Annotated in this window: 26 protein-coding genes and 1 riboswitch; of the genes, 5 read left to right on the plus strand and 21 right to left on the minus strand. The window is 71.5% G+C overall.

Annotated elements, in window-relative coordinates:
- Positions 1–82 precede the first annotated feature (82 nt).
- The 3 genes from LOS78_RS09385 to LOS78_RS09395 are packed head-to-tail and all read right to left on the minus strand — an operon-like array spanning position 83 to position 1,699.
- Positions 83–655, minus strand: coding sequence for a cob(I)yrinic acid a,c-diamide adenosyltransferase (locus tag LOS78_RS09385; RefSeq protein ID WP_028714670.1), 573 nt, complete (start codon positions 653–655; stop codon positions 83–85).
- 3 nt (positions 656–658) lie between these two features.
- Positions 659–856 carry a twin transmembrane helix small protein gene (locus tag LOS78_RS09390; RefSeq protein ID WP_024843070.1) on the minus strand — a complete coding sequence of 66 codons (198 nt, stop codon included), beginning with the start codon at positions 854–856 and terminating at the stop codon, positions 659–661.
- A gap of 24 nt (positions 857–880) precedes the next feature.
- Complete coding sequence (locus LOS78_RS09395; protein WP_230378044.1) at positions 881–1,699, minus strand: SDR family NAD(P)-dependent oxidoreductase; 819 nt, start codon at positions 1,697–1,699, stop codon at positions 881–883.
- A 101-nt stretch (positions 1,700–1,800) separates the two neighbouring features.
- Between LOS78_RS09395 and parC the strand changes: the two genes are divergently transcribed.
- Positions 1,801–4,044 carry a DNA topoisomerase IV subunit A gene (parC, locus tag LOS78_RS09400; protein WP_230378045.1) on the plus strand — a complete coding sequence of 748 codons (2,244 nt, stop codon included), beginning with the start codon at positions 1,801–1,803 and terminating at the stop codon, positions 4,042–4,044.
- A gap of 23 nt (positions 4,045–4,067) precedes the next feature.
- On the opposite strand, the gene LOS78_RS09405 is transcribed toward parC, so the two are convergent.
- The 3 genes from LOS78_RS09405 to LOS78_RS09415 form a co-directional block, all read right to left on the minus strand.
- Positions 4,068–4,223 carry a hypothetical protein gene (locus LOS78_RS09405; RefSeq protein ID WP_230378046.1) on the minus strand — a complete coding sequence of 52 codons (156 nt, stop codon included), beginning with the start codon at positions 4,221–4,223 and terminating at the stop codon, positions 4,068–4,070.
- Between the two features lie 101 nt (positions 4,224–4,324).
- Complete coding sequence (locus tag LOS78_RS09410) at positions 4,325–4,912, minus strand: cytochrome b/b6 domain-containing protein (protein WP_230378047.1); 588 nt, start codon at positions 4,910–4,912, stop codon at positions 4,325–4,327.
- The gene (locus LOS78_RS09415; protein WP_230378048.1) at positions 4,912–5,367 is read right to left on the minus strand and encodes a cytochrome c; all 456 of its coding nucleotides are present in this window, start codon (positions 5,365–5,367) and stop codon (positions 4,912–4,914) included. Before LOS78_RS09415 ends, LOS78_RS09410 begins: the two co-directional genes overlap by 1 nt.
- Here LOS78_RS09415 and LOS78_RS09420 point away from each other — a divergent pair.
- The gene (locus tag LOS78_RS09420) at positions 5,366–5,650 is read left to right on the plus strand and encodes a hypothetical protein (protein ID WP_230378049.1); all 285 of its coding nucleotides are present in this window, start codon (positions 5,366–5,368) and stop codon (positions 5,648–5,650) included. The two genes, LOS78_RS09415 and LOS78_RS09420, sit on opposite strands and share 2 nt — an antisense overlap.
- 110 nt (positions 5,651–5,760) lie before the next feature.
- Here LOS78_RS09420 and LOS78_RS09425 read toward each other — a convergent pair whose 3' ends face one another.
- The 6 genes from LOS78_RS09425 to cbiE are packed head-to-tail and all read right to left on the minus strand — an operon-like array spanning position 5,761 to position 10,375.
- Complete coding sequence (locus tag LOS78_RS09425) at positions 5,761–6,069, minus strand: DUF1636 family protein (protein ID WP_230378050.1); 309 nt, start codon at positions 6,067–6,069, stop codon at positions 5,761–5,763.
- Positions 6,054–6,803 (minus strand): precorrin-6A synthase (deacetylating), encoded by a 750-nt coding sequence (gene cobF / locus LOS78_RS09430; protein WP_230378051.1) that lies wholly within the window; start codon positions 6,801–6,803, stop codon positions 6,054–6,056. The genes LOS78_RS09425 and cobF overlap by 16 nt, the downstream gene beginning before the upstream one ends.
- Positions 6,800–8,089, minus strand: coding sequence for a cobyrinate a,c-diamide synthase (locus LOS78_RS09435; protein ID WP_230378052.1), 1,290 nt, complete (start codon positions 8,087–8,089; stop codon positions 6,800–6,802). Before LOS78_RS09435 ends, cobF begins: the two co-directional genes overlap by 4 nt.
- Complete coding sequence (gene cobM, locus LOS78_RS09440) at positions 8,086–8,859, minus strand: precorrin-4 C(11)-methyltransferase (RefSeq protein WP_230378053.1); 774 nt, start codon at positions 8,857–8,859, stop codon at positions 8,086–8,088. The genes LOS78_RS09435 and cobM overlap by 4 nt, the downstream gene beginning before the upstream one ends.
- Positions 8,856–9,206 (minus strand): cobalamin biosynthesis protein, encoded by a 351-nt coding sequence (locus tag LOS78_RS09445; protein ID WP_028717403.1) that lies wholly within the window; start codon positions 9,204–9,206, stop codon positions 8,856–8,858. The genes cobM and LOS78_RS09445 overlap by 4 nt, the downstream gene beginning before the upstream one ends.
- Complete coding sequence (gene cbiE / locus LOS78_RS09450) at positions 9,203–10,375, minus strand: precorrin-6y C5,15-methyltransferase (decarboxylating) subunit CbiE (RefSeq protein WP_230378054.1); 1,173 nt, start codon at positions 10,373–10,375, stop codon at positions 9,203–9,205. The genes LOS78_RS09445 and cbiE overlap by 4 nt, the downstream gene beginning before the upstream one ends.
- Between cbiE and LOS78_RS09455 the strand changes: the two genes are divergently transcribed.
- The gene (locus tag LOS78_RS09455; RefSeq protein ID WP_230378055.1) at positions 10,374–11,111 is read left to right on the plus strand and encodes a cobalt-precorrin-6A reductase; all 738 of its coding nucleotides are present in this window, start codon (positions 10,374–10,376) and stop codon (positions 11,109–11,111) included. The two genes, cbiE and LOS78_RS09455, sit on opposite strands and share 2 nt — an antisense overlap.
- Here the strand turns inward: LOS78_RS09455 and cobJ are convergent.
- The 7 genes from cobJ to LOS78_RS09490 are packed head-to-tail and all read right to left on the minus strand — an operon-like array spanning position 11,087 to position 18,924.
- Positions 11,087–11,815: a precorrin-3B C(17)-methyltransferase gene (gene cobJ, locus LOS78_RS09460; protein ID WP_230378056.1), complete on the minus strand. Its 729-nt coding sequence runs from the start codon at positions 11,813–11,815 to the stop codon at positions 11,087–11,089. The two genes, LOS78_RS09455 and cobJ, sit on opposite strands and share 25 nt — an antisense overlap.
- Positions 11,812–12,561 carry a precorrin-2 C(20)-methyltransferase gene (cobI, locus tag LOS78_RS09465; protein ID WP_230378057.1) on the minus strand — a complete coding sequence of 250 codons (750 nt, stop codon included), beginning with the start codon at positions 12,559–12,561 and terminating at the stop codon, positions 11,812–11,814. Before cobI ends, cobJ begins: the two co-directional genes overlap by 4 nt.
- 2 nt (positions 12,562–12,563) lie before the next feature.
- Positions 12,564–13,193, minus strand: coding sequence for a precorrin-8X methylmutase (locus LOS78_RS09470; RefSeq protein WP_028713203.1), 630 nt, complete (start codon positions 13,191–13,193; stop codon positions 12,564–12,566).
- 18 nt (positions 13,194–13,211) lie between these two features.
- Positions 13,212–14,384: a precorrin-3B synthase gene (locus LOS78_RS09475; protein WP_230378058.1), complete on the minus strand. Its 1,173-nt coding sequence runs from the start codon at positions 14,382–14,384 to the stop codon at positions 13,212–13,214.
- Positions 14,381–17,530, minus strand: coding sequence for a cobaltochelatase subunit CobN (gene cobN, locus LOS78_RS09480; protein ID WP_230378059.1), 3,150 nt, complete (start codon positions 17,528–17,530; stop codon positions 14,381–14,383). The genes LOS78_RS09475 and cobN overlap by 4 nt, the downstream gene beginning before the upstream one ends.
- Positions 17,531–17,532: 2 nt before the next feature.
- The gene (cobW, locus tag LOS78_RS09485) at positions 17,533–18,567 is read right to left on the minus strand and encodes a cobalamin biosynthesis protein CobW (RefSeq protein ID WP_230378060.1); all 1,035 of its coding nucleotides are present in this window, start codon (positions 18,565–18,567) and stop codon (positions 17,533–17,535) included.
- Positions 18,568–18,570: 3 nt separating this feature from the next.
- The gene (locus LOS78_RS09490; RefSeq protein WP_028713200.1) at positions 18,571–18,924 is read right to left on the minus strand and encodes a DUF1636 domain-containing protein; all 354 of its coding nucleotides are present in this window, start codon (positions 18,922–18,924) and stop codon (positions 18,571–18,573) included.
- Between the two features lie 76 nt (positions 18,925–19,000).
- Positions 19,001–19,202, minus strand: a riboswitch (cobalamin riboswitch).
- 37 nt (positions 19,203–19,239) lie between these two features.
- Here LOS78_RS09490 and cobO point away from each other — a divergent pair.
- Together cobO and LOS78_RS09500 are read left to right on the plus strand one after the other, a co-directional pair.
- Positions 19,240–19,851: a cob(I)yrinic acid a,c-diamide adenosyltransferase gene (gene cobO, locus LOS78_RS09495; protein WP_230378061.1), complete on the plus strand. Its 612-nt coding sequence runs from the start codon at positions 19,240–19,242 to the stop codon at positions 19,849–19,851.
- 4 nt (positions 19,852–19,855) lie between these two features.
- The gene (locus LOS78_RS09500) at positions 19,856–20,272 is read left to right on the plus strand and encodes a DUF1801 domain-containing protein (protein WP_230378062.1); all 417 of its coding nucleotides are present in this window, start codon (positions 19,856–19,858) and stop codon (positions 20,270–20,272) included.
- 3 nt (positions 20,273–20,275) lie between these two features.
- Here LOS78_RS09500 and bluB read toward each other — a convergent pair whose 3' ends face one another.
- A complete protein-coding gene (bluB, locus tag LOS78_RS09505) occupies positions 20,276–20,899 on the minus strand; it encodes a 5,6-dimethylbenzimidazole synthase (protein ID WP_230378063.1) in 624 nt (207 codons plus the stop codon).
- A complete protein-coding gene (locus LOS78_RS09510; RefSeq protein ID WP_230378064.1) occupies positions 20,899–21,432 on the minus strand; it encodes a hypothetical protein in 534 nt (177 codons plus the stop codon). Before LOS78_RS09510 ends, bluB begins: the two co-directional genes overlap by 1 nt.
- Between the last annotated feature and the right edge of the window lie 3 nt (positions 21,433–21,435).

Raw genomic sequence — 21,435 nt, forward strand, 5'->3', positions numbered from 1 at the left:
TTTGTTAGCGGGCCGTCGGCGGCAATGACAGGGAAAAAACGACCGTAACGCGTCGTAACATTTCCATTCCGTCATGTTGTCGCTAACGGCTGGCTCCTGGCACCCACAGGATATCCTGCGCGCCGTTTTCATTGGCGACGCGCCCCGCCACGAACAGCCAGTCCGACAGGCGGTTGAGATATTTCACCGCGGCGGGATTCGCATCCTCGGTCGCCGCCAGCGCCACGGCGGCGCGCTCGGCCCGCCGCGCCACGGTGCGCGACAGGTGCAGATGCGCCGATAGCGCCGAGCCGCCCGGCAGGATGAAGCTGCGCAGGGCCGAAAGCCCGGCATTCATCGCGTCGATTTCCGATTCCAGCCGCTCGACCTGGGCGTCGATGATGCGCAGCACCGGATAGGGCGCCTCGGCATCCTCGTCCATGCGCGGGCGCGACAGGTCGGCGCCGAGGTCGAAAAGGTCGTTCTGGATCACCGCGATGCGCGCCGCGATCTCGCCCGTGGCATGCAGGCGGGCAAGGCCCAGCGTGGCGTTGAGCTCGTCCACCGTGCCGTAAGCCTCGACCCGCAGGGAATGCTTGGGCACGCGCTCGCCGTTCGACAGCGCGGTTTCGCCCTTGTCGCCCGTGCGGGTGTAGATCTTGTTGAGGACGACCATGGGCTAGCTCCTGACCCAGAGATAAAGCAGGAAGACCGCGATGGCGATCGCCTGGGCGATGATGCGCCAGCGCATCATGCGGTTGCCGTGCTTGCGGTTGAATTCGCCGCCGCGCGCGAAGCCGCCGATGCCGGTGGCCAGGATCACCACCACCGCAAGGCAGCAGATCGCGAGCAGGTAGAACAGCGGTTTGTCATGCATGGGCGGGCCCTTTCGGCGCGAAGCCTAGCTGCGGCGCGCGAACCAGTCCAGAGCGCGCGTGGAAAGAAGCCGCCGCCCGATGCCCGAGACATGGGTCGGCGTGGTGACGTAATAGCGCGGGCGGGGCCTCGGGCTTTCCAGCGCCTGGGCGATGCGGGCGCTGACCGCCGCGGGCGGCAGTTCGAAGCGGTCCTTCTTCGCGGCCGGTTCGTAGAGGCGCTTCAGCAGCGTGCGGCGGTATTGCTCGGCGCGCGGGCTCGACTGCCAGTCGATCCAGCGTTCGAAATGCGGGATCGAGTTCAGCCGGATCTTCGTGCCGATGGGGCCGGGCTCGATCAGGATGACCTTGACGCCGGTATCGGCCATCTCGACGCGCAGCACGTCGGTCAGCCCCTCCAGCGCGAATTTCGTCGCCACATAGGCGCCGCGCCAGGGGATGCCGACCAGGCCCAGGACCGAGCTGATGTTGACCACCCGCCCGCCATGCGCGCGGAAATGCGGCAGCAGCCGGCGGGTCAGGTCATGGGTGCCGAACAGGTTCGCCTCGAAGATAGCCCGCAATGCGCCGCGCGGCAGGTCCTCGGCGGCGCCGGGGATGGCGAAGGCGGCGTTGTTGACCAGCGCGTCGATGCGCCCCAGCGCCAGCGCGGCTTCGGCGCAGCGGGCCACGCTGTCCTCGCAGCCCAGTTCCAGCGGCAGGGTGTCGAAGCCCTCGGCGCGGCGGGCCGCGATATCCTGGGGCTTGCGGCAGGTGGCGATGACGCGCCAGCCGCGCCCGCGCATGTGCCGCGCCGCGTCCAGCCCGATGCCCGAGGAACAGCCGGTGATCAGAACGGTCTTCATGCGCGCCTCCTTGCCGGGCGGTTCTGCGCCAAGGCCGGGCCTTGTGCAAGCCGAGCATTTCCGGCTGGACCGAAGGCGTTGTCGGGCCTATTCAATCGGCCATGTCCGACGATCCGAACCTTCCAGATCCGACCCCGCCCGATCCCAGCGCGGATCAGACCAGCTCCGAGCCGCTGTCGCGCGCCATCGGCGAACGCTACCTGACCTATGCGCTGTCGACGATCATGAACCGGGCGCTGCCCGATGCCCGCGACGGGCTGAAGCCGGTGCATCGCCGCATCCTGTTCGCCATGCGCGAATTGCGGCTGTCGCCCAGCGGGGCCTTCCGCAAATCGGCCAAGATCAGCGGCGACGTGATGGGCAATTATCACCCGCATGGCGACGCGGCGATCTACGACGCCATGGCGCGGCTCGCCCAGCCCTTCGCCATGCGCTACCCGCTGGTGGACGGGCAGGGCAATTTCGGCAATATCGACGGCGACAACCCCGCCGCCAGCCGCTATACCGAGGCCCGCCTGACCGCCGCCGCCGAGGCGCTGATGGAAGGGCTGGCCGAGAACGCGGTCGATTTCCGCCCCAACTACGACGGCACGCTGGAAGAGCCCATCGTGCTGCCCGCCGCCTTTCCGAACCTGCTGTGCAACGGCGCCTCGGGCATCGCGGTGGGCATGGCGACCAACGTGCCGCCGCATAACCTGCACGAGGTGATCGACGCCTGCCTGCATCTGATCAAGGCGCCGGATGCCCGCGACGATACGCTGGTCAGCATCATCCCCGGCCCGGATTTCCCGACCGGCGGCGTGCTGGTCGAATCGCGCGAGACCATCGCCGAGGCCTACCGGACCGGCCGCGGCAGCCTGCGGCTGCGGGCGCGCTGGTCGGTCGAGGATCTGGGCCGCGGCCAGTGGCAGGTGGTCGTGACCGAGATCCCCTATCAGGTGCAGAAATCCAAGCTGATCGAGCGGCTGGCCGAGGTCATCCAGCTGAAGAAGGTGCCGATCCTGGCCGATGTGCGCGACGAATCGGCCGAGGACATCCGCATCGTGCTGGAGCCGCGCACCCGCGCCGTGGACCCCGAGCAGCTGATGGCGGCGCTGTTCCGGGTCAGCGACCTGGAAGTGCGCTTCGGCCTGAACATGAACGTGCTGATCGACGGCCGGGTGCCCAAGGTCTGCTCGCTCAAGGAGGTGCTGCGCGCTTTCCTCGATCATCGGCGCGAGGTGCTGGTGCGGCGCTCGAACCACCGGCTGGACAAGATCGCGGCTCGGCTGGAGGTGCTGGAGGGCTACATGATCGCCTTCCTGAACCTCGACCGGGTGATCGAGATCATCCGTCACGAGGAAGACCCGAAGGCGGTGATGATGGCCGAGTTCCGGCTGTCCGAGGTGCAGGTCGAGGCGATCCTGAACATGCGCCTGCGTGCGCTGCGCAAGCTCGAGGAAATCGAGCTGCGGGCCGAGCACGAGAAGCTGACCGCCGAGCGCGCCGAACTGACGGCCATGCTGGGCGACGAGGGCGCGCAATGGGCCAGGATCGCCGGCGAATTGCGCGAGACCCGGGCGAAATTCGGCAAGTCCGCCCCCGGCGGCCAGCGCCGCACCGAGATCGGCGAGGCCGGCGTGGTGGCCGAGATCGACATGGATGCGATGATCGAGCGCGAGCCGATCACCGTGATCCTGTCGAAGATGGGCTGGATCCGCGCCATGAAGGGCCACCAGCCGCTGGATGCCGAGGTCAAGTTCAAGGATGGCGACGGCCCCTTCATGGCGCTGCATGCCGAGACCACCGACAAGCTGATGATCTTTGCCGCCAATGGCCGCTTCTACACCCTGCCGGCGAACAGCCTGCCCGGCGGGCGCGGCATGGGCGAGCCCTTGCGGCTGATGATCGACCTGCCCAACGACGCCGCGGTGATCGACATCTTCCCCTGGCGCGAGGGCGAGCGTTATCTGGTCGCCTCGAAGGCCGGGGACGGGTTCATCGTCGCCGGGGCCGACATCCTGGCGCAGACCCGCGCCGGCAAGCAGGTGCTGAACGGCGAGGCCGCGCTGTGCCGGCGCGTGACCGGCGATCACCTCGCCGTGGTGGGCCAGAACCGCAAGCTGCTGGTCTTCCCGCTGTCCGAACTGCCGGAAATGGCGCGCGGCAAGGGCGTGCGGCTGCAGAAATACAAGGATGGCGGGCTGTCGGATGCGATCTGCATCACGCTGGCCGAAGGGCTGCGCTGGCAGGAATCCGGCGGCAGGACCCGCAGCGAGCCGGACCTGACCGAATGGCTCGGCAAGCGGGCGGGCGCAGGCTACATGGCGCCGCGCGGCTTCCCGCGCGACAACAGGTTCAACTGAGAAGGGCGGCTCCGCCCTTTTCGCTAGCTGTTCGTGCTCGGCGGCGTGGCCGGGCGTTCGACCGGCGTGGTGGCCGCTGTCTGGTCGCTGGACATCTTCTTGTGGCCCGGGCAGTCCGCAAGCGCGGGAACTGCGGCCATCGAAAGCGCCAGCGCGAGGGCGACGGTCTTGCTGATCATCATCGGCTCCTTCCTGCGGTTCAGGCATGCCGGACAGGCCAGGGCGCAGGCCCGGCATGTCCCAGCCTGACACGCGACGGCGATTCGATCAATTCCGCGGCCTAGTCCTCACGAACCTGTTTGCGGCCGGTGATCATCGGCCGCACCAGATCCTCGCGCTTCCAGAAGCGATAGAACAGGATCATCGCGACATGCAGCAGCACCAGGACCAGGATCAGGTTGGCGCCCAGATTGTGCCAGCCCACCGCCTTGGACCGCGTGGCGCTGCTGACGTAAGAGGCCAGCGGGCCGACATTGATATAGTCGTCGGGGTCCGAGATCAGCCCGCTGGTGACCTGCGCCGCCAGCACTGCCAGCAGCGCGATGACCGACAGCGCCCCCAGCGGGTTATGGCCGGGCCAGTAGCTGGGCTCGCGCAGGAACATGCCGCGCATATAGCCGGCGACGGCGCCCGGCCCGCGGATGAAATGCGAGAACCGGGCCGGGGCCGGGCCGACGAAGCCCCAGACCAGCCGAAAGACCAGCAGCCCGGCCACGACATAGCCGCACCAGAAATGCAGCGTCATCCTGGCCGGACCGAACTGGCCCAGGCACCATCCGGCGATCACGAAGAAGGCCAGCAGCCAGTGGAACGCGCGCAGCAGCGGGTCCCAAAGCCGGACCTCGCGCAGCGGACCGCGCCCGGCCATCAGCTTTTCTCGCGGAAGACGTCGTGGCAGGCCTTGCAGGCCTCGCCCAGCTTGCCGACGACCGGCCCGACATTGCCTTCACCGCCCTTGACCGCCTCGGACACGCCGGCGGCGGCCTGTTGCAGCCCGGCGAATTTAGACCTGAATTCGTCCGGGTTGTTCCAGATGTCGGGCTTGGCCGCGCTGTCCTGGGCATCGGCCGAGCTGCTGCCCGCGATGAACAGGCCGGGCAGGTCGTATTGCGTCAGCGCCTCGATATTGGCCGCGGCGCGGCTGGCGGCGGCCTCGTCATAGGCGATCTCGCCCTTGGCCATGCCCGACAGCGTGCCCATGCTGATCGCCAGCATCTGATAGAAGCCGTGGCGGGCCTCGATGGCCTGGCCGACCGGATCGTCCTGGGCCAGGCTGGCAAGCGGAACCGCGGCAAGGGTGGCGGCGGCAAGAATCAGGCGCATGTCGTCGTTCCTTTCATGTGGCGTATGGCTTCAATCGGGTTCGCGCGGGATCAGAGTTGCACAGCCCGCCGCGCCTGCCAACGCATCGGGCGATGCCATTTTCGTGAAACCCCCCGGCCTCGCGCGATTTTTTTCCGGCGGCCGGGCTTTGCCGGACTTTGCCGGGCCGCGCATTTTTCGCCGCCCGCCTGCCCGGATGGCCAAGATTTGGGCAAAACCCTTCTCGCAGGGGTTGAGGGGCCATGCGGCGCTTGCGCCCCGCCGCGCGGCGGGCGCAAGCTGAGGGGGACGGGGTCGCATCCTCCGTCAGCCCCGCGCCGCACGGGGCCTGCATGGCAGTGACCGCCGTTCATGCCGCGTCTCCTCCCTCCACGCGGCATGGACGGCGGCGTTTCAGCCCGCCGGGATGCGCAGCTTCAGGCAGAAGCGCAGCCGGCCGCAGGGCCGGGCGTCGCGGATCCAGCCGTCCGGCGCCGCCAGATAGGCGCGGATCGTCGCGGCCACGTCGGCGGCGTCCCCCGGGCGCAGGTCGTGGAACAGATAGGCGCCGCGCCCCGGCGCCTGCAGCGCCATCAGCAAAGGCCGGGCGTCCCGCGCCCGCAAGCTGGCGCGGCGCAGGGCGATGTCGGGGCCAAGCGGGCGCAGCGCCTCGGCCAAGGCATCGGCCTCGGCGCCCGGCGGCAGGGTCAGCGTGACCGGCATCGATCCAGCAGGTAGATGTCCATGATCCAGCCGTGCTCCGCCCGCGCGCGGGCGCGGGTCTCAAGGATGCGCCCGGCGACCTCGGGCAGCGGTCCCGCAATCAGGATCTGCTGGGGCATGCCCAGGAACGCCCCCCACCAGATATGCAGCCCCTGCGCGTCGAGGCTTTGGAACGAGTATTCGCCGTCCAGCATCACGACCAGCCGGTCCACCCCGTCCGGCCAGCCATGATCGCGGATCCGGCGGCCGGTGGTGATCAGCACCGGCGCGGCCACCGCGTTCAGCGGCATGGCATGGGCGGCGCAAAGCGCCTGGATGGCGGTGATGCCGGGGATCACCCGCAGGTTCAGCGGCAGGCGGCACGCCACCCGTTCCGCGATGCGCAGCGTGCTGTCGTAAAGCGAGGGGTCGCCCCAGACCAGCAGCGCCGGGCGGATGGCGCCATGGGCGCGGATCACCTGTTCCCAGCAGGCGGCGATGGCGTCGTGCCAGGCCTCGACGCCCTGGCGATAGCCCTCGCTCACGTCGCGCGTGGGCATGTCGAACACCGCCAGCGGCGGCGGGCTGGCCAGCACTTGCCGGCAAAGCGCCTGGCGCAGCTCGGCCAGGTCGGCCTTGTCCTCGCCCTTCGAGGGGATCAGGATCAGGTCGGCATCGGCCATGGCGGCGATGGCCTCGCGCGTCAGGTGGCCGGGGCTGCCGGTGCCGATGCCGATCAGCGCAAGCTCGATCATGGCGCCGCTCCGATCAGGTGGAAGAAGCTGCCGGTGGCCTGGCCGCGCCGCGAGCCGGTCTCGGGCACCGCATCGCCATTGGCGTCCGCGACGCGGGCCAGCGGTTCGTCGGGCTGGGCAAGGATCGTCGCATAGTGGAACTCGTGCCCGGCCAGCGGCTGGCGATAAAGCCCGGCCAACGGCTCGGCGCGGCGATAGCCCAGATGCATGCGGCGCTGCGCGTAGCTGGTCTCCAGCCCCAGCAGCCCGGCCATCTGGTGCCGTGTGCCCTGGGCATCGACCAGCCCGGCGCCCATCGCCATGTAGCCGCCGCATTCGCCATGCACCGGCCGCGTTTCCGCAAAGCGCCGCAGCCCGTCGCGGAAGCGACCGGCCGCGGCCAGCCGGCCCGCGTGCAGTTCGGGATAGCCGCCGGGCAGCCAGCAGGCCCCGGCGCTGTCGTCCGGCGCCTGATCGGCCAGCGGCGAGAAGGGCATGATCGTCGCCCCCGCCGCCCGCCAGCCGGCAATGAGATGCGGATAGACAAAGGAAAAAGCTTCGTCCTGCGCCAGCGCGATGCGTTCGGCCGGGGGCGGCAGCGGGCGAAACGGCTCGGTCGCGATCCCGCCAGAAGCCGCCGCGATGATGGCGTCAAGGTCCAGATGCCGCGCCGCCGCCTCGCCCGCCGCCGTCAGCAGGGCCTCCAGCGCGGCATGTTCCTGGGCCTGCACCAGCCCCAGATGCCGCTCGGGCAGCTCGATCCCGGCCTCGCGCGGCAGCACGCCCAGCACCGGGATCGAGAGCTGGTCGAAAGCCTGCCGCATCAACACCTCGTGCCGGGGCGAGGCGACGCGGTTCAGCACCACCCCGGCCAGAGGCACGTCGCGGCGCATCTCGCGGAATCCCAGCGCCACGGCGGCGGCGGATTGCGCCTGTCCCTTGCAGTCCATGACCAGCAGCACCGGCCAGCCGGTCAGCGCGGCGATGTCGGCGCTGGCGCCGTTGCCGCAGCCGCCCGTCCGCGCCACGCCGTCGAAAAGGCCCATCGAGCCCTCGGCCAGCGCGATATCCGCGCCGTCCGCCGCGCCGATCAGATGCGCGATCTGCGCCCGGCCCATGGCCCAGCTGTCGAGGTTGAAGGATTCCCGCCCGGCCGCCGCGCGGTGAAAGGCCGGGTCGATATAATCCGGCCCGCTTTTGAAGGGCTGCACCACCAGACCGCGCGCCCGCAGGGCGGCGATCAGCCCCAGCGTGACCGTGGTCTTGCCGCTGCCCGAGGCGGGGGCGCTGATGACCAGCCCCTTCATTCGGGAAACCGCGGCGCGGTGCCCACGGGGCGGAAGCGGCGGTCGTAATCGCCGGCATAGAGGCGGCTTTCCTCGAAGCCCTCGGCCGCCAGCGCCGGGCCGACCAGGATCAGCGCCGTGCGCTCGCCCGCGCCGATGGCGGGGTCCAGCGTGGCCAGCGTGGCGCGGTGGATGCGCTGGTCGGGCCAGCTGGCGCGGAACACCACCGCGACCGGGCAGTCGGGGCCGTAATGCGGCAGCAGTTCCGCCTGCACGCGGTCCAGCACATGCACCGACAGGTGGATGGCCAGCGTCGCGCCGGTGGCGGCGAAATTGGCCAAGGTCTCGCCCTCGGGCATCGAGGAGGCGCGGCCCGAGGTGCGGGTCAGCACCACCGATTGCGCGATGCCCGGCAGGGTCAGTTCCGCCCCCAGCGCCGCGGCGGCGGCGGCAAAGGACGGCACGCCGGGGGTCACGTCATAGGGGATGCCGAGGTCGCGCAGCCGCCGCAACTGCTCGCCCATGGCCGACCAGACCGACAGGTCGCCCGAATGCAGCCGCGCCACGTCTTGGCCGGCCTGATGCGCGGCGGCGATCTCGGCGATGATCTGGTCCAGGTCCATCGGCGCGGTGTTCACGATCCGCGCACCGGGCGGGCAATGGCTCAGCAGCGCCTGGGGCACCAGCGAACCGGCATAGAGGCAGACCGGCGAGGCGGCGATCAGGTCGCGGCCGCGCAGGGTGATCAGGTCGGCCGCGCCGGGGCCGGCGCCGATGAAATGGACGGTCATGCGGGGTCTCCTTCTGCGATGGCGGCGGTGGCCATGCCGTCTTGCGAGATGACGCGCGGCGCGACGATGCGCGCGCCGGGGCCGAGGGCGGCCAAGGCGGCAGCCTCGGCCAGCGAGCCGGTGCCGAGCCGCGCCAGGATGCGCGGCGATCGGGTGGGGGTGGCGATGCCGGCGACCTCGACGGCGATCAGCGGCAGGCCGGTGCGGGCGGCCAGCGCCCGGATCACCGGCGCATCCGCCTTGGCCGGGCTGGTCGCCAGCGCATCCGCCGAACCGGCGCGGGCCAGCGCGTCGGCAAGCGAGGCGAGGCTTGCCGCCCGGCGAAAGCCGATGCCCGCGACCCTCATGGCCAGCTCCATTGCGTGACGCTGCGCGCCGGGGTCCAGCCGCGCATCCGGCCGAGCGGCGCGGCCTCCTCCAGTGCGATGCGGGTCAGGCTGCCGCCGCGCGCGGCGTGCAGGGCGATCAGCAGCGCCTCGGTCTCCAGCGTCACCGCATTCGCGACCAGCCGGGCGGGGGGCAGGGCGTCGATCACCTCGATGCTGGCGCCGCCGCCGAGGAAGATCGCGTCGGGCGGCGGCAGATCGCGCAGAAAGTCGGGCGCATCGCCGTGAACCGCGCGCATCCGGCCGGCCTGCCCGAACGCCTCGATATTGGCGGCGATATTGGCGATGCGGTCGGCGCGGGGCTCCAGCGTCACTGCCCGGCCGCCGTTCAGGCACCATTCGACGCTGACCGAGCCCGAGCCGCCGCCGATGTCCCAAAGCATCTCGCCCGCGCGCGGGCCAAGCGCGGCCAGCGTCATCGCCCGGATGGCGCGGCGGGTGATCTGGCCGTCATGGGCAAAGCTGTCGTCGGGCAGGCCGAAGCCGCGCGGCAGGCCCGCGCCCGACGGCAGGTCCGCCCCATCCAGCGCCACCGCCACCGGGGCTGCGCAGTCCAGCGCGAAGCCGTCGGCCCGCGCCTGCCGGATGCGCTCGCGCGGGCCGCCAAGCGCCTCCAGCACCACCATGCGGGTCGCGCCCAGCCCCTGCGCCACCAGCCATTCGGCAAGCTGGGCCGGCGCGGCGCCGTCGCGCAGCAGGCAGATCGCCCGCGCACCGCGTGCCATCACCGGGCGCAGCCGGGCGAAGGGCGCGGCATGCAGGCCAAGGCAGGCGACCTCCTCCAGCCGCCAGCCCAGCCTTGCGGCGGCCAGCGAAAACGTGCCGGGCGCGGGAAAGGCCCGCCATTCGCCCGCTTGCAGTACGGCGGCGATGCTGCCGCCGGCGCCGTGCCAGAACGGATCGCCCGAGACCAGCGCCGCCACCCGCTTCCCGCGCAAGGCCAGCAGCGGCGCCAGGTCGAAGGGCACCGGCCATTCCCGGCCCCGCGGCCCCGCGATCCCCGCTAGTCCCAGATGCCGGGGGGCGCCGAAGACGATTTCCGCCCGATCCAGCGCATCGCGGCTTGCAGGCGGCAGGCCGGCGGGGCCATCCTCGCCCAGACCGATGATGGAAAGCCAGGGATCAGGCATGACGCGCATCCTTCTGCTGGGCGGCACCACCGAGGCGGGGGCCATGGCCCGCGCGCTGGCCGAGGCCGGGCTGGACGCGGTCTATTCCTATGCCGGCCGCACCAGGAAGCCGGTGGCGCAGCCGCTGCCCATGCGCATCGGCGGCTTCGGCGGGCCCGAGGGGCTGGTGGACTATCTGCGGGCCGAGCGCATCAGCCATGTCATCGACGCCACCCACCCCTTTGCCGAGGGGATCAGCCGCAATGCCGTCGCCGCCTGCACGGCCACCGGCACGCCGCTGATCGCGCTGGAGCGCCCGCCCTGGGCCGCGCAGCCCGGAGACCGCTGGCTGCACGTTCCCGATTACGCCGCCGCCGCCAGGGCGCTGCCCGGCGACGGTTCGGCGGTGTTCCTGGCCATCGGGCGGCAGAACCTGCAACCTTTCGTCGGGCTGAATCACGTCTGGATGCTGCGCTTTGCCGAGGTGGCGGCGCATCCCCTGCGCGATGCGACGCTGATCGTCTCGCGCGGGCCCTTCACCGTCGCGGGCGACATGGCGCTGATGCGGCGGCACGCCATCGCCCATGTCGTCGCCAAGAATGCCGGGGGTCAGGCCGCCCGGGCCAAGCTGGCCGCCGCCCGCGCCCTTGGCCTGCCGGTGGTGATGATCGACCGGCCCGCGCTGCCGCTGCGCCGCGTCGTCGCCTCGCCGGCCGAGGTCATGGCCTGGCTTCATGGCGCGGATCGCGGCGTATAGACCCAGGGGCCGACCCGGCGGGTGGCGCTGTTGCCCAGGATGATGACGCTGCGCATGTCGGCCATCTCGGGCCGCGCCTCGGCCAGGGTGACGGTGCGGATCGCCTCGTCCGGGGTCGAGACGGCGCGGGCGAAGGAGATCAGCCGGTTCGGCCCGCAGCATTCGCGCAGGATCTGCAGCGCGCGGGCGAAACCCTCGGGCCGGGATTTCGAGCGCGGATTGTAGAAGGCCATGGCGAAATCCGCCTCGGCCGCCAGCCGCAGGCGCTTTTCGATCAGCGCCCAGGGTTTCAGATTGTCCGACAGGTTGATGGCGCAGAAATCATGGCCCAGCGGCGCGCCGATCCGGGCGGCGGCGGCCAGCATGGCGGTGATGCCGGGCAGGATGCGGATCTCGGGGGCCTCCCCACGCTCCTCCAGCGCCTCGAAGAGGGCAGAGGCCATGGCGAAAACCCCCGGATCGCCCGAGGAGACCACCACGACCCGCTTGCCGTCCGCCGCCAGATCCAGCGCGAGGCGGGCGCGGTCCAGCTCGACCCGGTTGTCCGAAGGGTGCAGCGCCAGCCCCTCGCGCGGGGCGATGCGGGCGACATAGGGGATGTAGCCCACGACATCGGTCGCCTCGGCCAGCGCCGCCCGCACCTCGGGGGTGACCAGCGCCTCCGCGCCCGGCCCGAGGCCCGCCACCGCGACCCAGCCCGTCATTCGGCGGCATCCGCGGCAGAATCGGACAGCGGCCGGCGGCCGTTGCCATGCACCAGCACGGTGGCGAAATAGGGGCAGGCCTCCAGCTCGGCCTGCGCCAGGGGGGTCACGCGCTGGCTGGGCATGGTGCCGCGCTCGACCAGCCAGGCATCGGCCATGCGCCCGGCCGAGGCCAGCGCGCGGGCGATCTTGGGCAGGTTGCGGCCGGTCTTCATCACCACCACCGCGTCGGCGGCGCGCATGTGGCGGGCCAGCTCGGCCTCGGGCAGGGTGCCCATCAGCACGGTCATGGCGTCGTCGCCCCAGGTCATCGGCTGGCCGATGGCGTTCCAGCAGCCGGTCATGCCGGGAATGCCGGGGATGATCTCGACCGGGACGATGCCTTGCAGCCGCGCGTGCAGATGCATGAACGAGCCGTAGAACAGCGGGTCGCCCTCGCACAGCACCACCACGTCGCTGTCGGCGGCCAGGGCGGCCAGCCGCATTGTCCAGTCGTCGTAGAAACCCGCAAGCAGCCGGTTGTATTCCGGGCTGTCGAAGGGGATCTCGGTCGTGACCGGATATTCCATCGCGTGTTCGACCACGTCCGGGGCCAGCATCTCGGCCACGATGCGGCGGGCCTGGCCGGCGCGGCCCTTCTTGCGGAAATAGGCGATCTGCCGCGCACCGCGGATGGCGCGGTCGGCGCGGACCGAGATCAGGTCGGGATCGCCGGGGCCGAGCCCCGCGCAAATGATTTTGCCCATGGTCATTCCTTCCGGCTGGCCAGCGCGTTGACGGCGGCGACGGTGATGGCCGAGCCGCCCAGCCGCCCGCGCACCACCAGCGCCGGCGCGGGCAGGTCGTCCATCAGCGCCGCCTTGGATTCCGCCGCGCCGACGAAGCCCACCGGGCAGCCGATGATCGCCGCCGGACGCGGGCAGGCCGGATCGCGGAGCATGTTGAGCAGGTGGAACAGCGCCGTCGGCGCATTGCCGATGGCGACCACGCTGCCGGCGAGGTCGTCGCGCCACAGCTCCAGCGCCGCGGCGCTGCGGGTATTGCCCATCTGCGCCGCGAGGTCCGGCACGCGAGGGTCGTTCAGCGTGCAGATGACCCGGTTCGCGGCGGGCAGGCGGGCGCGGGTGATGCCCTCGCTGACCATGCGCGCGTCGCAGAGGATCGGCGCGCCGCCTTCCAGCGCCTGACGCGCCGCCGCGGCCATGCCGGCCGAGAAGACCACGTCGCGTTCCAGCCCCACCAGCCCGGCGGCATGGATCATGCGCACCACCACCGGCTCTTCCTCGGCGGAGAAGCGGGCGAGGTCGGCCTCGGCGCGGATGGTGGCGAAGGACTGCGCGTAGATCCGGGCGCCGTCGGTTTCGTATCGGTGCAGCATCGGGGTTTCCTGGGGCGGCTATCGGAGAAGGGGCGGGATTCGGTCCGGCGCGAGCCCGGTCAGCCCGGCGGGATCGCGGGGCCGGCCGTTCCGGATCAGGTCGAAGCGGTCGGGGCCGGTGGCGACCAGCGTCACCGAGGCGGCGCCCTGATAGGCGCAGCCCTTGGCGCAGCCGCTGACATGCAGGCTCTGGCCGGGGGCAAGGCGCGGCGCCAGGCTGCGGGCCAGGGCGCGGACATTGGCCAGCGCCTGCGGGCAGCCGGGCGCGCCGGTGCAGGCATGGATGCGCAGCAGCGGGTCGCCGGGGTCGAGGATGGCGCCGCCGATATGCGGGCGGCTGGCGCCCTCGATCAGCAGCGCCCGCCACGGCGTCAGGCGCAGCGGGCCCAGGGCGGCGGCCTCGGCCAGTTGCCGGGCGGTGATCTGGCCGAAGGCGAAGCCCAGCAGCCAGCCGTTCGGCGCCGGGCCGGGGCCGGCCGGATCGGCGCCGGCGGTTCCGGTGGCGCTGTCGCATGGGTATTTGCACAACAGAGAAGGCGGGAGCGGCGTCGCGCCGGGGGCCGGGTCGGGGGCGTGGCACAGGTGGTCGCGCATCCGGCCGCGGCCGTCCCGGACGCCGCCCTGCGTGAACCAGCGCGCCAGTTCGACGGCGCGGGCGGCGGCCTGGCCGGCGTTCCGGGCCGGCAGCGCCCAGTCGCCGCCATCGGGCAGGACCAGCCAGCCCGGACCCTGCGGGCGCAGGCGGATATCCGCGGGCGTCCCGGCCAGCACCGGCGGGTCGGCATCGACGGCGAAGCCGAACTTGCCGGGCACCGGCGGCGCGTCGGGCGCGGTCATCGCCCGGGCGATGGTCTCGGCCGCCTGCCAGGCTGCGCCGCCCAGGGGGGCGAAGGGCGACAGGATCACGTTGCGCCGCGCCTCGGCCTCGGGGCTGTCGTCGAGCAGGCCGAGGCGGGCGAGCGCGGCGGTCGCCTTGCCATGTCCCCGGGCGTCGAGGCCGCGCAATTGCAGGTTGGCGCGGCTGGTCAGGTCCATCATGCCGTTGCCGTGGCTCCAGGACAGGTCGGCGATGGCCTGCGCCTGCCAGGGTTCCAGCCGTCCGTTTCGGGCGCGGATGCGCAGGACCAGCCCGTCGCCGGACGCCATCGGCCGCAATGCGCCGGGGCACCAGCCCTTGACCTCGAAGCTCATGGCGCCGCCCCTGCCAGAACCGAATTGCGCCGCGTGGTCCAGAGGCCCGAATCGAGCAGCCGCGCGAAGAGCGCGCGCATGGCGGCCAGCGCGGCCGGGTTTTCCCGCTGCATGAAGGCCAGAACATCGGGCCGGCCCAGCGTCGCGTCGTGATAGAGGTCGAAGAGGTGCCCGGGCACCACCCCGGCCAGATTGGCGAAGGCGGCCATGTGGTCGAGCGTCGCCGCGATCTCGGCCGCGCCGCGGAAGCCGTGCCGCATCATGCCGTCGGCCCAGGCCGGATTGGCGGCGCGGGCGCGGGTGACGCGGGCGATTTCCTCGGTCAGGCTGCGGGCGCGGGGCTGGCCGGGGCGGGTGGCGTCGAGGTGGTAGAGCGCGGGCGCCGGTGCGCCGATCCGGGCCATGGCGGCGGCGAAGCCCGCCTCGTGCGCGGCATAGTCGCCGGCCAGAAGCAGGTCGGATTCCGGCAGGTCCTGCGCGTGGACGAAGGCGTCGGCCCGAGCCAAGCGGTCGCGGATCGCCTGCGGCTGGTGGGTGATCCGGCCATCGGCGGCGATGGCATGGGAGGAGGCGGCCAGCCACGCCTCGCCCGCCGCCCGCCGGGCCTCGTCGGTGAAGCTTTCGGCCAAGTCGGCGAGGCCGAGGCCGTAGAGCCCCGGTTTCGGGCCGAAGACGCGGGGGGCGCGGCTGCAGTAGGGATTGTCCGCCGGGGTTTCGTCGCGGGTGGAGAGCGCCTCGGCCCCGGTCTCGAAAAGCTGCGCGAGGCCGGGGAAGATGTCGCGGAACAGGCCCGAGACCCGCAGCGTCACGTCGATCCGCGGCCGGCCGAGTTCGGCCAGGGGCAGGATCTCGACGCCCGTGACGCGGCCCGAGACGGCGTCCCAGCGCGGGCTGAGCCCGGCCAGATGCAGGGCCATGGCGAATTCCTCGCCCGCCGTGCGCATGGTGGCGCTGCCCCACAGGTCCACGACCAGCCCCTTGGGCCAGTCGCCGTGATCCTGCAGGTGCCGGCGCAGCAGCTCCTCGGCCAGCTTCACCCCTTGGGCATGGGCATTGCGCGAGGGCACGGCACGCGGATCGACGGCATAAAGGTTGCGCCCGGTCGGCAGCACGTCCAGCCGCCCCCGCGCCGGCGAGCCGGAGGGGCCGGGCGCCACGCGATGGCCCGAGAGCGCCCGGGCCAGCCCCTCGGTTTCGCCGGCAGCGGTGCCATAGACATGCAGCCCGTCGCCGAAGCGGCTGTCCTTGAGGTCGCAGAGGAAGCGGTCGATCAGCGGGATCGCCTCGGCCGGGGCGGCATCGGGGGGCAGGCCCAGGTCGGCTTCCACCCCCGCCGCGCGGGCCTCGTCGCGGATACCTGCGATCAGCCGGTCGCGGCGGCGCGGGTCCAGCCCGTCGGCTGTGGAATATTCGTCCAGCAGCCGCTCCAGATGCGCCAGGCTCTCGGGGATGGCGGAGTCGACCAGCGGCGGCGGCAGGTGGCCCAGCGTCACGGCCGAAAGCCGGCGCTTGGCCTGCGCCGCCTCGCCGGGGTCGTTGACGATGAAGGGATAGATCACCGGCAGGTCGCCCAGCAGCGCCTCGGGCCAGCAGGTGTCCGACAGGGCAACCGACTTGCCCGGCAGCCATTCCAGCGTGCCATGTGCGCCCATGTGGATCAGGACCTCCGCCTGCGTCCGCAGCCAGAGGTAGAAGGCGACGTAGTCGTGGCGCGGGGTGCGCGTCAGGTCGTGGTAGTCGTCGGCGCGGGTCTTCACCTCGCCACGTTCGGGCTGCAGGGCGATCAGGTCGGCGCCGTGGCGGAGGGCGGCGAAACGGAAGCCCTCGGCCGGCGGTTCGCCCCATGCCGCCTGCAGGTCGTCCTGCAGGCGTCGGGGCAGGCGGGCCAGCGCCTCGCGATAGGCCGAGAGCGGCCAGTGGATGCGTTCGGCCGTCAGCCGGTGGCCGAGGGTGTCATGCGGAAGCCCGAGGATCGCGCCGCAGGATGCCAGCGCGTCCAGTCCCACCGCATGGGCGAGCTGATGCGCCTTGCCGGGATAGGTGGACAGCACCACCGCCCGCCGCGGCGCCGGCAGGCCGAGCCAGGCCTTGATGCGCGCCACCGCAGCCTCGATGCGGCCCGTGTCCGGGGCGTGGATCACGCGGGCGAATTGCAGGTCGGGGTCGCGCTCTTGCGGTTCCTTGAAGCTGATCGCGCCCAGGAAGATGCGGCCATCGACCTCGGGCAGCACGACATGCATGGCCAGATCGGCGGCGGAAAGGCCGCGCTCCTCGGCCGCCCAGAGCGCGCGGGGGGCGGTGGACAGCGCCACCTGAAAGACCGGGCAATCCGCGCCGTCGAAGGGCGTCGCGCCGGCATCGTCGCGGGCGGAAAAGGCGGTCAGGTTCACCACCGCCGCAAGCCCGGGCAGATGCGGCGCCAGCCAGCCGGCGAAGCCCGGCGCCTTGAGCGAGGGCGCGAAGACCCCGGTCGCCGCCAGCCCCGCCCCGCGCAGGGCGCGGATCATCGCATCCACCGGCGCCAGGTCGGCCGCGGTCAGGTAGCTGCGATAGAAGCTGACCAGCAGGCCGGGCTCGGGGCGGTCGATCACGCCGCGGTCGGGGTCGTAGAAGCCGAAATCCGGGATCGCGGCCTCGCCACGGACCGGGGCGGCGGGCAGTTCTGCCGCCTGCGCCAGCTCCGCCAGCGCCATCTGCGCCGCGACCGCGCCGCCCTGGTCGCACAGCGCCGAAAGCCGGCGCAGCAGCGGTGCCGGCAGGGTGGAAAACCGGTCCAGCGTCGGATCGGGCCGGCCGTCCGCCGGCAGGAAGGCCAGCGCGATGCCGCGCCTGCGCGCCAGATCCTGCAGGCTGGCCACGCCATAGGGCCAATAGGGCTCGCCGCCGATCAGCCGGACCAGCACGGCGCGGGCGCCGGACAGCGTCGCCTCGACATATTGATCGACCGAGACCGGGTGCCGCAGCGCCGAGAGGTTGCACAGCCGCAGCGTGGGCAGGCCGCCGGCTGCCCGGTGCCAGCCCGCCGCGAAAGCGCCGAGGTCGCTGTCGGAATAGGACAGCACCACCAGCTCTGCGGGGCTTTGGCCGGGGTCGGTCGGGACCTCGGTTTCCTCAAGCCCACGGCTTTCGCGGAAGACGACGTGCATCGTCAGGCCGCCAGGATCGCCCGGATCGCGGCCTCGTCGATATCGTCATGCTCGGCGATGACGACAAGGCGCGAGGCGCGGGGGCCGTCGCCCCAGGGCCGGTCGTATTGGTGGCGCACCCGCTCGCCCACCGCCTGGACCAGCAGGCGCATGGGCTTGCCGGCGACGGCGACATGGCCCTTGACGCGCAGGATGTTCTGGTCGCGGGCCAGCCGCTCGATGCGGGCGGCAAGCTCGGCGGGGTCGGCGATCTCGGCCAGCTCGATCACCACCGAGTCGAAATCGTCATGTTCGTGGTCCTCGGCGCCGTCGTGATGGCTGGGGCGGGCGGCAAGGTCGTTCTCGGCCGCCGCACCCAGCCCAAGGATCACCCGCGGGTCGATCACCCCATCGGTCAGCGGCAGGATCGGCAGCTTGCGCGGCGCCTCGGCCTCGATCACCGCGCGGGCGGCGGCCAGCCCGTCCTCGCCGGCCAGGTCGGCCTTGGAGAGCAGGACGATGTCGGCGCAGGCGATCTGGTCCTCGAACACCTCGGACAGGGGCGTTTCGTGGTCGAGGCTGTCGTCGGCGGCGCGCTGCGCCTCGACGGCGGCCTCGTCCGGGGCGAAGCGGCCGGCGGCCACCGCCTCGGCATCAGCCAGCGCGATCACCCCGTCCACGGTGATGCGCGAGCGGATGGCGGGCCAGTCGAAGGCTTTCAGCAAGGGCTTGGGCAGGGCAAGGCCCGAGGTCTCGATCAGGATGTGGTCGGGCTTCACCGGCATCGCCATCAGCCGCTCCAGCGTCGGGATGAAATCGTCGGCCACGGTGCAGCAGATGCAGCCGTTCGACAGTTCCATGATGTTCTCGGCCGGGCAGTTCTCGTCGGCGCAGGATTTCAGGATCTCGCCATCGACGCCCATGGTGCCGAATTCATTGACCAGCACCGCCAGCCGCTTGCCCTGCGGGTTCAGCATCAGGTGGCGGATCAGCGTGGTCTTGCCGGCGCCGAGAAAGCCGGTGATGACGGTCACGGGGGTCTTGGTCAGGTCGGTCATGGGCTACCCAATCGGAGGAATGCGCGCGAGGCTGCGCTTGCGGAAAATCGTGACGCGCTCGCGCCAGGGCACGATGCCGTCGGGGGCGCCGGCATAGGCGGCGGCGCCGGCCAGGATCTCGGGCGCGTCCTCGGCCGACATGCGGCCATAGACATAGGTCCAGCGGCCGGGTGCCGACAGCGCGATGGCCGCGCCGCTGGCGCAGGCCGACAGGCATTCGACCGGGACGATGCGCACGCCGTCGGGGGCGCCTTCGGCGGTCAGCGCGTCATGCAGCCGCGCGCCGGGCACCGGCTCGCCCTCAAGCACCGGCTGGCCGGCGCGGCAGGTGATGCAGACATGCAGCGTGACTGTCATGCGCCCTTCATCCGTTGTGGCGGCAGGGCGCAGGGGCGCGAATGCCCCAAGCCCCAGCGGGAACACCCCGTCCGCCGGTCGATCCTTCTGCGCTGGCAGGTCTCCCGGCTTGCGGATTCGGGCCTTGGCCCACGGCCGCCCCGCCTTCCCGGCTTTCGCCAGTGGCTTCGGGGCGACCTCTCCGGTCACGGTCGCGGGGGCGGCTGCTTCCAGGCGGTTGCCTGTCGCATTCCCTCTTCGCCTGTCATAGGACAGGAACCAGCGCCCCCTGTCTGTGCGCGCCCGGTCCCGACTTGTCAAGCGAAGGAGTGCCCGATGCAGACCGACGACAACGCCCGCCACGCCGAGAAGATGGCGAAGATCAAGGCCGCCCGCGACAGGATGATGGCCGGGAAGCAGGGCGAGAAGGGGCTGGTCATCGTCCATACCGGCAAGGGCAAGGGCAAGTCCTCCTCGGGCTTCGGGATGATCCTGCGCTGCATCGCCCATGGCATGCCCTGCGCGGTGGTGCAGTTCATCAAGGGCGCCTGGGACACCGGCGAGCGGCGGCTGCTGACCGCGCATTTCGCCGATCTGTGCCAGTTCCACGCCATGGGCGAGGGCTTCACCTGGGAGACGCAGGACCGCGAGCGCGACATCGCCGCCGCCCGCGCCGGCTGGGAAAAGGCCAAGCAGCTGATCCGCGATCCCTCGATCCGCATGGTGCTGCTGGACGAGATCAACATCGCCCTGCGCTATGACTATCTGGATCTGGACGAGGTGCTGGCCTTCCTGCGCGACGAAAAGCCGCCGATGAACCATGTCGTGCTGACCGGGCGCAATGCCAGGCCGGAACTTATCGCGCTGGCCGATCTTGTGACCGAGATGGAGCAGGTCAAGCACCCGTTCCGCGACGGGATCAAGGCCCAGCCGGGCGTGGAGTTCTAGGAGCATGGAGAAATCGCAGGACAAGCCGAAGCTGCTTTCGGGCGGCAACCCGCAAATCCCCAAGGGCTATGGCGAGGCGCCGGTCCGCGCCTATATCGCCGCCATGCCGGGCTGGAAGCAGGAGATCGGCCAGAAGCTGGACGAGATCATCACCCGCACCGTGCCGGGGGTGAAGAAGGCGGTGAAATGGAACTCGCCCCTTTACGGGGTCGAGGAGGGGCACTGGTTCCTTAGTTTCCATTGCATGACGAAATACATCAAGATCGGCTTCTTTCGCGGCACGCAGCTTGAGCCGATGCCGCCGGTCGCCTCGAAACATCCGGAGGTGCGCTACCTGCACATCCCCGAGGGGCCGTTCGACGAGGACCAGTTTGCCGACTGGGTGCGCCAGGCCAGCCGCCTGCCCGGCGAGAAGATGTAGGGCTCAGCGCCGCTGCCAGTCCCGCGCGGTGTTTTCCTGCCAGCCCGCGCGGTGCAGCAGCGGCGTGTCGTCGGTGAATTCGGGCCAGCCGAGGCAGAGGAGTGCCGAGAACTCCCAGTGGTCGGGGGCTTGCAGCAGTGTCGTGATCCGCGCCGGATCGAGGATCGAGACCATGCCGAGGCCCAGGTTGCGCACCCGTGCCGCCAGCCACAGCGCATGGATCGCCATGGCCGTCGATTGCCGCAGGGTTTGCGGCATGGTGGCGCGGCCGAGGCCATGGCCCTCGGCCGGGTCGATCCGGGTGAAGACGGCCAGCCAGACGGGCGCGCGGTCCAGGCCGGCCAGCTTCAGCGCATCGTATTCCTGCCGCTGCCGGCCCTGATAGCGGTTGGCGGCCTCGGCATTGCAGCGCAGGAAATCGGCGCGGATCTCGGCGCGCAGCGCCGGGCTTTCGACCCGGATCACCCGCCAGGGCCGGGCATTGCCGACCGAGGGCGCCAGTTCCATCGCCGCGCGCAACTCGTCCAGCAGCGGCTCGGGGATCGGGTCGTCGCGGAAATGCCGCACGTCGCGGCGCCAGCGCAGGATGCGCTCCAGTGCGGCGCTGTCCTTGGGGCCGAACTCCATCAGGACGCCGCGCAGATGGCGCTGTCGGGCAGGCCCGCGGCCCCGGCGCGGATGGCGACCGGCCGGTCGGGCACGGTCAACTCGACGGCGAGCGGCTGGCCGGCAACCGTCAGCGGCCGGTGGTCGTTCGCGTTCAGCTCGACCCGCAGCCGGTCGCCGGGCGCGAGCGCGTCGAGGTGATGGGCCGGGCCGTAGAGCCGGGCGATCTTGCGGCCGTTCAGGTAAAGATGCGCGTGCCCCTCGCCGGGCCGGTCGGCCAGCCCGGCATGTTCGGGGGCGAAGCAGAAGCCGGGACTTTGCAGGAACAGGTTCCAGCCCGCGACGCTGTCGGGCTCCAGCCGGGCCGAGGCGGTGGCGCTGCCGGCGGGCAGGTCGATGGGCGCGCCGTGGTCATGCGCCGCGGCCTGCGCGCCATGGCCATGCGCGCCGTGGTCGTGGCCGTCCAGCGTGATGCCGTTGGCGGCGGCGATGACGAAGCCCATGCCGCCGCCGAAGATCAGGCCGATCAGCAGCATCGGGATCGAGCGATCCATGTC

The organism is Paracoccus sp. MA (assembly GCF_020990385.1).
Classification (GTDB): Bacteria; Pseudomonadota; Alphaproteobacteria; order Rhodobacterales; family Rhodobacteraceae; genus Paracoccus.

What these genes read in the sequence shown, in the direction of transcription:
- LOS78_RS09385 (WP_028714670.1), bottom strand. Translation starts at nt 655, where the DNA reads ATGGTCGTCCTCAACAAGATCTACACCCGCACGGGCGACAAGGGCGAA.
- LOS78_RS09390 (WP_024843070.1), bottom strand. Translation starts at nt 856, where the DNA reads ATGCATGACAAACCGCTGTTCTACCTGCTCGCGATCTGCTGCCTTGCG.
- LOS78_RS09395 (WP_230378044.1), bottom strand. Translation starts at nt 1,699, where the DNA reads ATGAAGACCGTTCTGATCACCGGCTGTTCCTCGGGCATCGGGCTGGAC.
- parC (WP_230378045.1), top strand. Translation starts at nt 1,801, where the DNA reads ATGTCCGACGATCCGAACCTTCCAGATCCGACCCCGCCCGATCCCAGC.
- LOS78_RS09405 (WP_230378046.1), bottom strand. Translation starts at nt 4,223, where the DNA reads ATGATCAGCAAGACCGTCGCCCTCGCGCTGGCGCTTTCGATGGCCGCA.
- LOS78_RS09410 (WP_230378047.1), bottom strand. Translation starts at nt 4,912, where the DNA reads ATGGCCGGGCGCGGTCCGCTGCGCGAGGTCCGGCTTTGGGACCCGCTG.
- LOS78_RS09420 (WP_230378049.1), top strand. Translation starts at nt 5,366, where the DNA reads ATGTCGTCGTTCCTTTCATGTGGCGTATGGCTTCAATCGGGTTCGCGC.
- LOS78_RS09415 (WP_230378048.1), bottom strand. Translation starts at nt 5,367, where the DNA reads ATGCGCCTGATTCTTGCCGCCGCCACCCTTGCCGCGGTTCCGCTTGCC.
- LOS78_RS09425 (WP_230378050.1), bottom strand. Translation starts at nt 6,069, where the DNA reads ATGCCGGTCACGCTGACCCTGCCGCCGGGCGCCGAGGCCGATGCCTTG.
- cobF (WP_230378051.1), bottom strand. Translation starts at nt 6,803, where the DNA reads ATGATCGAGCTTGCGCTGATCGGCATCGGCACCGGCAGCCCCGGCCAC.
- LOS78_RS09435 (WP_230378052.1), bottom strand. Translation starts at nt 8,089, where the DNA reads ATGAAGGGGCTGGTCATCAGCGCCCCCGCCTCGGGCAGCGGCAAGACC.
- cobM (WP_230378053.1), bottom strand. Translation starts at nt 8,859, where the DNA reads ATGACCGTCCATTTCATCGGCGCCGGCCCCGGCGCGGCCGACCTGATC.
- LOS78_RS09445 (WP_028717403.1), bottom strand. Translation starts at nt 9,206, where the DNA reads ATGAGGGTCGCGGGCATCGGCTTTCGCCGGGCGGCAAGCCTCGCCTCG.
- LOS78_RS09455 (WP_230378055.1), top strand. Translation starts at nt 10,374, where the DNA reads ATGACGCGCATCCTTCTGCTGGGCGGCACCACCGAGGCGGGGGCCATG.
- cbiE (WP_230378054.1), bottom strand. Translation starts at nt 10,375, where the DNA reads ATGCCTGATCCCTGGCTTTCCATCATCGGTCTGGGCGAGGATGGCCCC.
- cobJ (WP_230378056.1), bottom strand. Translation starts at nt 11,815, where the DNA reads ATGACGGGCTGGGTCGCGGTGGCGGGCCTCGGGCCGGGCGCGGAGGCG.
- cobI (WP_230378057.1), bottom strand. Translation starts at nt 12,561, where the DNA reads ATGGGCAAAATCATTTGCGCGGGGCTCGGCCCCGGCGATCCCGACCTG.
- LOS78_RS09470 (WP_028713203.1), bottom strand. Translation starts at nt 13,193, where the DNA reads ATGCTGCACCGATACGAAACCGACGGCGCCCGGATCTACGCGCAGTCC.
- LOS78_RS09475 (WP_230378058.1), bottom strand. Translation starts at nt 14,384, where the DNA reads ATGAGCTTCGAGGTCAAGGGCTGGTGCCCCGGCGCATTGCGGCCGATG.
- cobN (WP_230378059.1), bottom strand. Translation starts at nt 17,530, where the DNA reads ATGCACGTCGTCTTCCGCGAAAGCCGTGGGCTTGAGGAAACCGAGGTC.
- cobW (WP_230378060.1), bottom strand. Translation starts at nt 18,567, where the DNA reads ATGACCGACCTGACCAAGACCCCCGTGACCGTCATCACCGGCTTTCTC.
- LOS78_RS09490 (WP_028713200.1), bottom strand. Translation starts at nt 18,924, where the DNA reads ATGACAGTCACGCTGCATGTCTGCATCACCTGCCGCGCCGGCCAGCCG.
- cobO (WP_230378061.1), top strand. Translation starts at nt 19,240, where the DNA reads ATGCAGACCGACGACAACGCCCGCCACGCCGAGAAGATGGCGAAGATC.
- LOS78_RS09500 (WP_230378062.1), top strand. Translation starts at nt 19,856, where the DNA reads ATGGAGAAATCGCAGGACAAGCCGAAGCTGCTTTCGGGCGGCAACCCG.
- bluB (WP_230378063.1), bottom strand. Translation starts at nt 20,899, where the DNA reads ATGGAGTTCGGCCCCAAGGACAGCGCCGCACTGGAGCGCATCCTGCGC.
- LOS78_RS09510 (WP_230378064.1), bottom strand. Translation starts at nt 21,432, where the DNA reads ATGGATCGCTCGATCCCGATGCTGCTGATCGGCCTGATCTTCGGCGGC.